Raw genomic sequence first — 11,503 nt, forward strand, 5'->3', positions numbered from 1 at the left:
GCGCCGGCCGGCACGCGATCACCCGAACGGGACCGAGAATCGAATCTCCGTCCGGCCCTCAAGCCCCAAGAGCGCTTTGATCACGGCTTCTGAAGCCGAACACCGGTTGCGCGGTGCTGGTGCTCGTGCTGGTGGGCAGGACCGCGGTGGTGCGGGCGGTGGCTGTCTCCCACAGCCGCACAGTGCGGTCATCGCTGGCGCTGGCGAGGGTTTTGCCGTCGGGGCTGAAGGCGACCGAGTTGACGGTGTCGGTGTGGCCGGGCGGCGGGCCGGCGGGCGCGTTGCCGTGAGGATCGGTGCATGGCCGGGTGAGGTAGTAGGCGGTGGGCACGGCAGCCGCAGCGACGACGGCGCCCAGGCCGGCGAAGAGCAGCGTGCGCCGGCCCGGTGATCGGGGGTCGGGCTGTTCGGGCTCCGCTGTCGGGTCGTCCGGGGCGCGGTGCGGCGGCTGGGTCGGACCGGCGGTGGGCGCGGTGGCCCGCCGGTGACGGTTGGGGAGTCGAGCACGGTGGCCGGGGCCGTCCTGTCCCGGCCGACCGGCTCCGGGGCGGGTGCCAGCGCCCGGCGGTGTGCGGCAGGCGCTCCGGAGGCCGCGCAGTCGGCCAGGGCCCGGGCCGCCTGGGCCAGGCTTGCCCGTTGGGACGGGTCTTTGACCAGCATGGCGGTCAGGATGTCCGCCAGCGGGCCCGCGTGTCGCGCGGGTACCGGATCCTGGGTGAGGATGGCGACGTACAGCGCGGTCAGGGTGTCACCGGAGAACGGGGGCCGCCCCTCCACCGCCGCGTACAGGGTTGCGCCCAGTGACCACAGATCGGCGGCGGCCGTGACCTTCCCGCCCTCCAGCTGCTCCGGGGCCATGAACGCCGGAGTTCCGAGTACCGTGCCGGTCCCGGTCAGTGCAGTCGTTGCATCGGCCACGCTGGCGATGCCGAAGTCGGTGAGCACCACTCGCGGGCCGGCCAGCAGGATGTTGTCCGGCTTCAGATCCCGGTGCACCACGTGGGCGCCGTGCGCGACGGCCAGCGCGTCCAACACCGCCGTGCCAATCTCGGCCACCCGGGCAGCGGGCAGTCGTCCCTTCTGACGGATCTCCGCCGCGAGGGACTGGCCCGGCACGAACTCCATCACGATGGCCGGGCACCCGCGTGCTCCACGACGTCGTGCACCGTGACGATCCCCGGGTGGCTCAGCCGGGCCGCGGCACGCGCCTCCCGCATCATCCGATGCAGCATCAACTCGCGCTGGGTTGCCTCCAGCCCGGGCGGGAGCAGGACTTCCTTCACCGCGACCTGGCGTTCCAGAAGTTCGTCGCGCCCCCGCCACAACCGGCCCATGCCGCCCTGACCGACCGGTTCCACCCGCCGTACCGCCCACCGATCAGTCCCCCACGCTCATCCGTCACGCCCACACCCTAGACACGATGCGGCCGCCCGAGAAGGAGGGGGAAGCCGGCCCGGCTCCCGGGTGAGCCGAGGCGTGTGGGCGGTCACAGCCGTACGACGATCAGGGCGATGTCGTCGCGGCCTCCGCTGACGACACCGAGCTGGGCCAGCACCGCGTCGGCCATGTGTTCCGGGCCGAGGGCGCCGCCGTGGCGAAGGGCGCCGGTCAGGCGGGTCAGGCCGGTGTCGATATCCTCGCCGCGGCGTTCGATCAGCCCGTCGGTGTAGAGCACCAGGGTGTCGCCGGGGCTGTATTGCAGGCCGGCCTGGGGGCGGGGGACGTGCTGGACCCGGGCGCCCAGCGGCGGGTCGGTGGCCTGGTCGAGCAGTTCACAGCCGCCGTCCCGGTGCACCAGCACCGGCGGCGGGTGGCCGGCGTTGCTGTAGATGATCAGATGGCTGCGGGTGTCCACGACCGCTTTGAAACAGGTGGTGTTCAGCGCGCCCTCCACGGATTGGGCGTACAGGCCCAGCACCTCCAGGGCCTGGGCGGGCCGCTCCACGGCGCGGATCACGGCGCTCAGCGCGCTGCGCAGCATTCCCATGACGGCGGCGGCTTCCACGCCGTGGCCGACCACGTCGCCGACCGCCAGCGCGAAGCGGTCGGGTGCCAGGTCCACCACGTCGTACCAGTCGCCGCACACGTTCAGCGACCCGGTGGCGGGCAGGTAGCGCACCGCGACGTTCTCGTGCCGGGCGAGGTCCGGTGCCTGGAGCATGGCCTCCTGTAGGGTGACGGCCACCTGGCGCTCACGGGTGTGGGCCTGGCGCAGCTCCTCGTTCAGCCGTTGCAGTTCGCGCGCCCGCGCGTACAGCTCGGCCTCCAGGGCCTCGCGCTCGGTGAGCCGCTCGGACGGCGGCCGCCCGTCGGTGGCGCGCGACCGCACGAAAGCGGTCACGTCCTCCACCCGGTGGATGATCCACGCCACCGTCCCGTCCGGCGCCAGGACCGGCGTGTTGACCGGCGACCACCACCGCTCCTCGAACGCCCCGGGCCGGCCCATGACGGGGATGTCGTACTTCTGCAGCGCCATGGTGTCCGGCTCGCGCGAAGCCAGGACACGCTGCAGCGAGGCCTCCAGGTTCCCCGCCCCCTGGGCCTCGGGATCAGCGGGATTGTCCGGGAAGGCCTCGAAGAGGTACGTACCGACCAAGTCGTCCCTGGTCCGCCTGGTCGCCTCCAGGTACGCCCGGTTGACCTCCACGATCACCAGCTCCGGATCCAGCACCAGGTAGGGGCTCGGCGTTCCGGCGAACAGCGCCGCGTAATCCAGCTCCGACATCGCCACTCCTCCCGCGCCGGCCCTCCCTGCCCAGGGAGCCGCGCCGCTCACACCACGGTTCGCACAACTCTCCTTGCCGGGCAACTCCGGCAGTGGAATACGGCCGGCGCAGGCGCGACGCCGCACGAAGGAGGAGGGGGCGGCCCTTACCGGGCGTGCGGGACGGGTAGGCGAGGGCCAGTAGCGGGGCGCCGGCCTCACGGGCGGCGCGCAGGGCCGCGTGGACGGGCGCGCCCAGCTCCGCGACGGGGATGGACGGGTCAGGCAGGTAGCGGCTCACGCGATGCCGACGCGCGGGCCGTGGCGGGCCCACTGGGAGTGTGACCTGTTCCCATCCGGTGGGGTGTTTGCCTGTTTTAGGCGTTTCTTCCCGAGTCGGTTGGGCCGGTTTTCGGGGGCGGTTGGGGGTTGGGAGGTGGCGCCGGGGTGTTGTTTCGGGGCGAGCTTTGGTTGCTGTGCATGTTCGCCGTGGGCATGTCATGACGGCCGGGTCTAATTGAGTCGAAGTGATTCCGTTGCGTCACTCCCATGGCGTTCGCCAGCTACTGAACCTGAAAGCGTGATGTCGGAGCTGTTTGCCTGACAGCCAGTGGATGGTTCCGGTAGCCCTGGGGTCGTGAGATACGCGCAGGGCGGCGGGTTGACCGACGCTGAGAGGGCCGCGCGGGAGCGGATCCGGCTGCAAGCCGTGGAACGCTTCGAGGGCGGGGGGAAGAACCGGGAGATCGCCGCCGCGTTGCGGGTGTCGGAACGTTCGGTGGAGCGATGGCGCCGGCAGTGGCGTGAGCGAGGCGAGGCTGGGGTCCTGTCGAAGGGATCGCCCGGGCGTCCCAGGCTCAGCGAGAAGCAAATCGCGAGGCTGGAACGTGAGTTGGAGCGAGGGCCGCTGGTTCACGGCTGGGAGGACCAGCGCTGGACGCTCGCCAGGGTGAAGACGCTGATCGGCAGGCTGTTCCACGTCAGCTACACCGTCGAGGGGACCTGGGCACTGCTCAAGCGTCACGGCTGGTCATGGCAGCAGCCGGCCCGTAGGGCCATCGAACGGGACGACCAGGCGGTCGAGCTGTGGAAGAAGGAGGTCTGGCCCCGGGTAAAAGCGCCGCGGCGGCTCGCGGAGCCTGGCTGGTCTTCGAGGACGAAGCCGGGCAGACCATGAGACCGCCGCGCACCAGGACCTGGGGCCGCGTGGGGTGCACCCCCGTCGTCCGCGTTCGCGGCAGAGGCTCCGGACGAGTCTCGATAGCCGGGATGGCCTGCTACAAGGCGGGTCATCGCTCCCGCATGATCTACGGCTTCCGCGTCCATCGCGGCCGCAAGGGCGAACGCAAGGCGTTCACCTGGCGCGACTACCGCGACCTGATCCTGCGAGCCCATACTCAGCTCGGCGGCCCAATCGTGCTGGTCTGGCAGGGCTTCGGCGTAGTCCAGTAGTGCCCGATCTGTGATCATGTGACCCGGTGAGGACGACAGGTGCTCACGGATCCTGATGCTCCGCCGTTTAGTCCCAGTGCGGGAGCCTCAAGGCGTGCCCCAGTTGCGCTCGGGGATCCCCTCCTGTGGGTTGGTCGCTCTCGGGTCCGCGCCAGGGACAGCCGGCCTCGATCCATGTGTCTCGCGCGGCTCTCACGCCTGCGTTCGTGGCGTCCTCGTAGCCGAACTCGTTGAAGCAGCAGGCGCAGATGTCGAACGAGGGCGTCAAGCCGTCGGAACCCCAGGGTTCGTATCCCTGATCGAGACCGCACACTGGGCAGTTGGTCCCTGGCCTCGGCATCCTAGTCACGGGCCGATGCTACATACGCACCGCCTGTCGGCTACGCCCACCCACCGCGACAAATCATCCCCGATCCCGCCTGCCCTTGACCAGCTCCGCGACCATCCCGAGGTCATAGCCGGGGAGGTGCCCGGCCTGCTGGAGCGGCTGGCCCAGGTACCCGACCCGCGCGATCCGCGCGGCGTGCGGCACGCGCTGGCCGTCGTCCTCGCCCTGACCGCGTGCGCGGTGCTGGCCGGGGCGACCTCGCTGCTGGCGGTCGGCGAGTGGATCGCGGACGCCCCACCGCATGTGCTGGAACGGCTCGGCGTACGCCCCGATCCGGTGCTGCCACGGCGGCTGGTCCCGGCCGAGACGACGGTCCGCCGGCTGCTCGCGCGTATCGACGGTGACGCCCTGGACCAGGCGGTGGGCGGCTGGCTCGCCGACCGTCGGCCTGCCGGCACCGGGCCGCGCGGCCTGTCCGTGGACGGCAAATCCCTGCGCGGCGTGGCCAAAGCGAAGGGCCGGAAGGTCCACCTGATCGCCGCGATTGAGCACTGGTCCTGGCCCAGCTCGACGTCGGCGAGAAGACCGGGGAGTCCAGACGCTTCCAGCCGCTCCTGGACACCATCGCCGACCTCGCTGGAACCGTGGTCACCAGCGACGCACTCCACACGCAACGCGAGCACGCCGCTTACCTCCTGGATCGCCGCGCCCACTACATCGCCATCGTCAAGGGCAACCAGAAGAAACTGTTCAGGCAGCTGAAGTCCCTTCCCTGGAAGGACATCCCACTCCAGCGCCGAACCCGTGACATCGGCCACGGCCGCGCCGAGATCCGCCGGATCAAGGTCGCCACGGTCAACAACCTGCTCTTCCCCAGCGCCCGACAGGCCGTGCGGATCAAGCGCCGCCGGACCGACCGAAAGACCGGCAAGACCACCATCACCACCGTCTACGCCGTCACCAGCCTGACGGCCGAGCAGGCCACGCCCGCCCAGCTCGCACAGCTGATCCGCGACCACTGGAAGATCGAGGCCCTGCACCACGTCCGCGACACCACGTTCGCCGAGGACGCCTCCCAGCTGCGGACCGGCAACGCACCCCGCGCGATGGCCACCTGGCGCAACCTAGCCGTCGGAGTCCTGCGACTGAACGGCGTGAAGAACATCGCGGCCGGCCTCCGCCGCAACGCACGCGACACCCGCCGCCCCCTCGCACTCCTCGGCCTCGCGTGATCACGAAACGGACGTCAGCCGACTACGCCGAAGCCCTGCCGATCAATGTGCGACTCAACAGAGCTCGGCGCGATGTTTTGATGATGTTCATCTTGAATTCATTTGAATTCAGGCTCTCGGACATGAAAACTCCGATGCTTTGGCCGAATTCGACACTTCCATAGATCGCGCCAATGACTCGTCAATTCATTCGATACACTCCATGTCGATCTTCACCTGGGGGCAAGAAGTGACAGACCTTGAGTTCGAGCGTCGAATGAATCCGTGGCTCTTCGACGACAAGGGCAATCTGACCGAAGAAGCGAAGAAGCAGTTCCCGGATCTGGCCGGCGCCAACGCCGCCCCGGTCTCGCTGAACAACCCGGCCGGCAGCGGGAAGACCGTCACGGTCAACACCGGCGTGCTCCAGCAGGCCGCCCAGAATGCCTTCGCCCTGCGGGACTCCGTCAAGTCCGAGTGCGACCAGCCCGGCGAGCACGTGGCCGCCGCCGCCGGTGCGCTCAAGGGGTGGGCCCTCGGTACCGTCCTCCCCGCATCCTGGGGAACGTGGTCCAGCCAGGCCGACGCCCTGAAGGGGACGGTCGGCGATATCGGCACCAACCTCCAGACCACCGCGCAGGCGTACATCAAGACCGAGTCCGACATCCACGCCAGCTTCAACAAGCCGCAGGGCACCAAAAGCTAGCACCGCGCACGGGGGAAAGCAGTACGATCATGGTGACATTCAGCCAGCTCAAGCAGGTCGACCTCGGCAGCCTCGATTCGGCGGCCGGCGACTACGAGGCCCTGGTCCGCAAGTGGGACCTCACCCAGCGGATGCAGAACGAAGTCATCGGCACCGTCGAGCAGTCCGGCTGGCGCGGCGACGCCGCCGGCCTCGCCAACGCCAAGCTCACCTGGGCCCGCGACCAGATCCACGCCGCCTTCGAGGAGGCCTCGGCCCTGGCCAAGACCCTCCGCGACGCCCACACCGAGATCACGGCCGCCAAGCAGGACCTCAACACCGCGATCCAGAACGCCGTCACCAATGGCCTCACCGTCGACGACGCGGGCACGGTGCACTGGCCCCCGCCCAAGACGCAGGCGGACAAGCACGACCGCGACTACGCGACGACCTGGCAGGCCACGGCCGACACCGCCGCCAAGGCCATCGGCGCCGCGATCGACCGGGCGACCGAGGCGGACACCGCCGCCGCCAACGCCCTGGGCAACGACACCGGCAGCGACGCGTACACGTTCAACGCCACCCCGGTCGGCGGCCTCCCCGAGGAGGAGGCCAAGGAGGCCACCTACATCCTCAACCTCGGCGACAAGGCCACCGACGCCCAACTCAAGCACCTGCACGCCATGTTGCAGCAGGACAGCGGCGACCCCCGGTTCGCCACCGCCTTCTACGGCAACCAGGACCCGCAGACCTTCCTGGCGAAGTACGGCGCGATGGCGCAGAGCGCCGACTACGCCAACAGTCCCGCCCGTTCCCAGACGGTCAAGGACCTCCAGAAGGACCTCGGCCTCACGCTGGCCACCGCGACCGACACCAAGCAGCCGCTGCACGTCTCGGACGACTGGGAGACCAGGCTGCGCGCGGCCGGCGCCAAGCAGATCCCCGTCCCGGCGGGCGCCGACCCGGCGCACAGCCCGTACGGCTACCAGATCATGGCCAACCTGCTGCGCAACGGGAAGTACGACGCGCACTTCATCGACCCCATCGCCGAACACGTCACCCAGCTCACCGAAGAGAACCCGATGCGCTGGGACGCGGCCACCAAGGCCACCTACCCGTTCACCGAGCTCAAGTTCATCGGCGTACCGGACAAGGACGGGAACCTGCGGGGCATCAACCCGATGTCCGCCGTCCTGGAGGGCCTCGGTCACAGCCCCGAGGCGGCCACCAAGTTCTTCCACGACACGCCGACGACCTACAACCCGGACGGCACGGTCAAGAGCCACGGCGGCGAGAACACCTACCTCAAGATGCTCACCGACGGCGGCTCCCGCTCCCTGCTGCTCGACCAGCAGTACCCTCCCCGCCCGAACCCGGGCACCGCCGACCCCTTCGACGTCACCGCCCTCGGCCATGCCCTGGAAGCCGCGACCACCGGGCGGGCGTACGACGACGTGCACGGCAAGTTCCCTCCGCATACGAGCGACATGAACGCCGTCATGCAGCAGGCGGTGAACAGGTTCGGCACCGGCGACGGTCCGGACCTCCTCAACCGTGGACTGTTCTCGAACCTCAACAGCAGCCTCGGCAACATGACCGCCAACTACATCGGCGACGTCCAGGGCGCCTTGGAAGGCCCCGGCTCCGGCTCGAACCTCTTCAAGGCGGGCGAGGTCGAGCGCCTCGTCGGCACGCTCGGCCGGAACCCGGACGCCTACGCCACGATCGCCGCCGGGCAGCAGGCCTACACCACCGCCCAGATCCAGGACGTGCTGGCCCACCCCGAGCTGCACAAGGACCTCGCCGTAGCGGTCGAGAACATCGCCAAGCCGGCCGGCCAGGTCAACGGCCTGATCACCAGCGCCATGGTCGACGAGGTGTACAACAAGCACACCGCCAGCGACGCCGCGTTCAACTCCGCTATCGACACCAAGCGGGAAATCGCCGGCCAGCTCTGGTCGTTCGCCGGTGACGCGCTGAAGGAGCGGGCCCCCCTGATCGGCGAGGGCGTCGACTACGAGGCCAACCAGATCATGGACAACATCGCCGCCGGCTACAAGGTGGACACCCACAACGCCGCGAGCGACGAGGCCGTCACGGCGAAGCAGAACGCCGAGACCAATGCGCAGCAGGCGATCGTCAACGCGGTCCGCGACGCCGGCCGCAATGTGGGCGCCGACCCGAACTACATCAACGACGTGGCCCGCCGCGCCGCCCAGGAGGAGAACACCGGCTACGGCAGCGGCAGGGACTCCTTCGGCACCGCCTTCCCCAAGAAGTAGGACGGTTGAACCATGGTTGACGTCGCCCACATCATTCCGCCGTCCCCCGACGACCCGCCCCGGCGCCGGTCCCGGCTCCGCCCCTGGCACGCCGCCGTCGCCCTCGTGGTGGCGGCGGGCGTGGGCGGCGGGCTGTGGGCGTGGAAACCGTGGCAGCAGGTGGAGCTGCCGCAGAGCGCCTGCTGGTCCCTGGTCACCAAGGACGAACTCAAGGTGCTCGCGGGCCAGGACGGCCGTGGCTACGAGGGCGCCCGCCAGGACCGGATGGCGACCCCGTCGGACCCGGTCAACGGCGACCGGTACGGCAAGTGCGAAGTCTGGTGGGCCGGGCAGCACACGACGTCCGACGTCCTTCTGTCGGCCACCGTCAATCCCGCGTACGACGGGATCGACGCCGACCGGCAGAAGGACACCCGGGAGGCCGGTCGCACCACCCCGCTGGACTTCGGCCCCGACACCGTGGGCTGGGTGGCCGACGCGGGCGGCGACGCCTCTCCCCAGGTGCGGTTGTACCTCCGCTGCGACGGTTACCGGCTGCCGCCGGAGCTCCGCAAGGGAGACGCCGACCCGGCCTACGTCCAGGTCTCCGTCCACGGCGAGCCCGGGGTCTCCACCTCGCCCCGTGCAAGGGTCCGGCAGACGTACGTCGATGTCGCCCTGAAGATCGCGCGGACCGCTCCGGGCGCGTACAAGTGTGCCAACACCCTCCGGCTCGCCTCCACCACCCCCGCGGTCCCCGCCGAATGATCCCGGGCTTTGCCCGGGGTGGCGGCGAGCAGGCAAGAGAGCCGTGTGACCCTCCTTGATCTGATGCCGAAGCCCGCCCGATGCGCTGTACGAGACGTTCGCAGCCTGGGCGGAGGAGCGGGGGATCACGCTGTACCCGGCGCAGGAGGAGGCGCTGATCGAGCTGGTCTCCGGGAACAACGTGATCCTGGCGACGCCGACCAACGTCGCCGTGGGCGGCGTGCACAGGCCGGCGGGGCTGCGAATCTCCCGGCCCGACACCGAGGGGGCATGAGACCGATGGTCAGGGAGTTCAACAGGCTCGCTGTTGTACGGGATCGCGTGAATGCGTCGTCGGTCTCACGGCGCCTGGCCCGTGTTCGGGACCGGTCGGAGAAGGTGGGGTTCGGCTTGCCGTTCAAGGCCTCACCGCGAAGCGTCGGCTTCCGCGTCAGCCAGGCCGGGTCCTGGACCGTGGAGGTGTGGTGGCAGCCTGGTGCCGACGACGACCAGTCGGTGGCCGAGGCGGCGTACGCCGCCCTGCGAGACGAACTGCTCGACGATTTCGACGTCGAACGCCATCCCGGGCCTGGCTACAAGAAGGGCATCCTGCTGGTCACCCGGCTTCGAGAGCCTACCGAGAAGGAGTGGGCGGCTCTCGACGCCGTGGCCGGCCACCCGTTGGACTGCACGCGCGATCACGGGGCGGACGGCGTCCCGGCCGACACGGCGCAGCTGCTGATGTGGTCCGGGTTGATGGTCCTGCTGACCTACCCGCTGGTCCGTCGCCACGTCTACGACCCGCAACAGGGCACCATGCCCGCGCTGAGCACCAACGGGCGCCGGCTCCTGGAAGACCGCATCGCACACGAGGCATGGGAGCGCGCCACTGGGGTGCGCCCAGCTCCGGCCGCACCATCATCCGGACGTGTCTGAACGCCCCGCTTCACCGTCGGCGCGGGCGAACAGCACAGATTTCAGCAGCGATCAGCCGGGAACCGAGCAGTGATCGGCCCGCCCGGCTGCGCCCGCTCCAGCCGCACCGGCCGCCTTCCGAGCTCCGTGACCGACGGGGTGACGTACAGCAGCCCGGGGACCTCGCCCGGCTCCGCCGTGTCGTAGGCGGCGGCCGCCGCCAGGCGCAGCGCTTCGCTGACCGCTGCCTCGGGATCGGCTGCTGCGGCGGCCGGGTCCAGCTGGGTGGCGAGGCCGAGCAGGGCCTCGTGCAAGGCAACGGAGATGAGGGCGACGGGTGCGCCATCGAGGGCGGGATGCTCGCTGGTGTCCCGGTGAGCTCGCACGGCGGCCGCGGAGGGTTGTGTTGCTGCTGTCACGGGGGTCATGGCCAGGACGGTAGGGGAGGCGTGTGACAGCGCCCAGCCGCTGGGCCAGGTTCCACCCGTTCGAGGTCGTCGACGTCAACGGCGGACGAGCTGGTCCACCTCCAGGTCCGGGCGAAGGCGCAGTACCCGGGGCCGGTGCCGATACCGGCCATGCTCGACCTGGCCAGCGTCGACCTCGATGTCGACAACGGTGGTGGGCTCCACCGGCTGGTAGCGGACAGGCGGGCTGCCCGGAAGGCCACCGACGGTGCCGGGCAGTGTGGCCAGGGTGTCTCCGGCGGGGTGCAGGCGGGTGGCCAGGTCGGCGCGGACGGCCGCTGACAGGGGCAGGCTGACGCCCACGGCCCGTAGCCGCCCGGTGGGGGTCGGCAGGGCGAGCACCGCGGCCTGGGAGGCCGGGGTCTCGGCTGAGGTGATGCCGATGACGACGGCCGAGGTGCTGTCCTTCATCCGGAACTTCGTCCAGCCGGAGCGGCGCCCGGGCCGGTACGGAAGGTTGGCGATCTTGCAGACTGCGCCTTCGATCCCGCCGCCGAGCTGGCCGAACCAGGTCCGCGCTTCCACGGGGTCCGCTGTTGTGGGCACCGGCCAGATGAGGCCCGGCGCGCCGAGGGCGTCGAGCAGCCGGGTCCGCCGGTCCCCGAGCGGCAACGGCCTGGTGTCCCGGTTCCCGAGCCCTAGGTGTTCTGACCCGTGAGGTTGGGGACGCGGCTGGCGGGTGGCTTGCCTGCGAGTGCGGTGTGTCCGCGGTGGTGATTGTAGGTGTGGAGCC

9 protein-coding genes and 4 pseudogenes are annotated in these 11,503 nt (G+C 70.2%); 7 read left to right on the forward strand and 6 right to left on the reverse strand.

Translation table 11 applies throughout. The features are described 5' to 3' along the window. Window positions 1–58: 58 nt before the first annotated feature. From ACWC9T_RS38455 to ACWC9T_RS38470, 4 genes and pseudogenes are all read right to left on the reverse strand, one after another. Complete coding sequence (locus ACWC9T_RS38455; RefSeq protein ID WP_449825688.1) at window positions 59–331, reverse strand: WD40 repeat domain-containing protein; 273 nt, start codon at window positions 329–331, stop codon at window positions 59–61. Window positions 332–669: 338 nt separating this feature from the next. Then, window positions 670–1,125, reverse strand: a pseudogene (locus ACWC9T_RS38460) (serine/threonine-protein kinase); the annotation flags it as partial. Next, window positions 1,125–1,358, reverse strand: a complete 234-nt coding sequence (locus ACWC9T_RS38465; protein ID WP_449825689.1) for a hypothetical protein — start codon at window positions 1,356–1,358, stop codon at window positions 1,125–1,127. The pseudogene ACWC9T_RS38460 and the gene ACWC9T_RS38465, both read right to left, overlap by 1 nt. A gap of 128 nt (window positions 1,359–1,486) precedes the next feature. Further along, window positions 1,487–2,725, reverse strand: coding sequence for a PP2C family protein-serine/threonine phosphatase (locus ACWC9T_RS38470; protein WP_449825690.1), 1,239 nt, complete (start codon window positions 2,723–2,725; stop codon window positions 1,487–1,489). A gap of 616 nt (window positions 2,726–3,341) precedes the next feature. On the opposite strand from ACWC9T_RS38470, the pseudogene ACWC9T_RS38475 reads away from it, so the two are divergent. From ACWC9T_RS38475 to ACWC9T_RS38505, 7 genes and pseudogenes are all read left to right on the forward strand, one after another. Beyond that, window positions 3,342–4,132, forward strand: a pseudogene (locus tag ACWC9T_RS38475) (IS630 family transposase); the annotation flags it as partial. Between the two features lie 379 nt (window positions 4,133–4,511). After that, window positions 4,512–4,859, forward strand: a pseudogene (locus tag ACWC9T_RS38480) (transposase family protein); the annotation flags it as partial. A gap of 182 nt (window positions 4,860–5,041) precedes the next feature. Further along, window positions 5,042–5,563 (forward strand): annotated as a pseudogene (locus ACWC9T_RS38485) (ISAs1 family transposase); the annotation flags it as partial. Between the two features lie 355 nt (window positions 5,564–5,918). Continuing rightward, window positions 5,919–6,401 (forward strand): hypothetical protein, encoded by a 483-nt coding sequence (locus ACWC9T_RS38490; protein ID WP_449825691.1) that lies wholly within the window; start codon window positions 5,919–5,921, stop codon window positions 6,399–6,401. 29 nt (window positions 6,402–6,430) lie between these two features. Further along, window positions 6,431–8,662, forward strand: a complete 2,232-nt coding sequence (locus ACWC9T_RS38495; protein WP_449825692.1) for a hypothetical protein — start codon at window positions 6,431–6,433, stop codon at window positions 8,660–8,662. A gap of 12 nt (window positions 8,663–8,674) precedes the next feature. Beyond that, a complete protein-coding gene (locus ACWC9T_RS38500) occupies window positions 8,675–9,409 on the forward strand; it encodes a hypothetical protein (protein WP_449825693.1) in 735 nt (244 codons plus the stop codon). Window positions 9,410–9,799: 390 nt separating this feature from the next. Then, window positions 9,800–10,324 (forward strand): hypothetical protein, encoded by a 525-nt coding sequence (locus tag ACWC9T_RS38505; protein WP_449825694.1) that lies wholly within the window; start codon window positions 9,800–9,802, stop codon window positions 10,322–10,324. 41 nt (window positions 10,325–10,365) lie between these two features. Here the strand turns inward: ACWC9T_RS38505 and ACWC9T_RS38510 are convergent, their stop codons facing one another. Both ACWC9T_RS38510 and ACWC9T_RS38515 read right to left on the reverse strand, forming a co-directional pair. Further along, entirely contained in the window at window positions 10,366–10,731 is a 366-nt protein-coding gene (locus tag ACWC9T_RS38510; protein WP_449825695.1) for a hypothetical protein, read from the reverse strand. A gap of 75 nt (window positions 10,732–10,806) precedes the next feature. After that, the gene (locus ACWC9T_RS38515) at window positions 10,807–11,382 is read right to left on the reverse strand and encodes a hypothetical protein (protein WP_449825696.1); all 576 of its coding nucleotides are present in this window, start codon (window positions 11,380–11,382) and stop codon (window positions 10,807–10,809) included. Window positions 11,383–11,503: the final 121 nt, after the last annotated feature.

This window comes from Kitasatospora sp. NPDC001159, assembly GCF_053598235.1.

Coding starts and splice junctions, on each gene's coding strand:
- ACWC9T_RS38470 (WP_449825690.1), bottom strand. CDS start 2,725: ATGTCGGAGCTGGATTACGCGGCGCTGTTCGCCGGAACGCCGAGCCCC.
- ACWC9T_RS38510 (WP_449825695.1), bottom strand. CDS start 10,731: ATGACCCCCGTGACAGCAGCAACACAACCCTCCGCGGCCGCCGTGCGA.
- ACWC9T_RS38490 (WP_449825691.1), top strand. CDS start 5,919: ATGTCGATCTTCACCTGGGGGCAAGAAGTGACAGACCTTGAGTTCGAG.
- ACWC9T_RS38495 (WP_449825692.1), top strand. CDS start 6,431: ATGGTGACATTCAGCCAGCTCAAGCAGGTCGACCTCGGCAGCCTCGAT.
- ACWC9T_RS38500 (WP_449825693.1), top strand. CDS start 8,675: ATGGTTGACGTCGCCCACATCATTCCGCCGTCCCCCGACGACCCGCCC.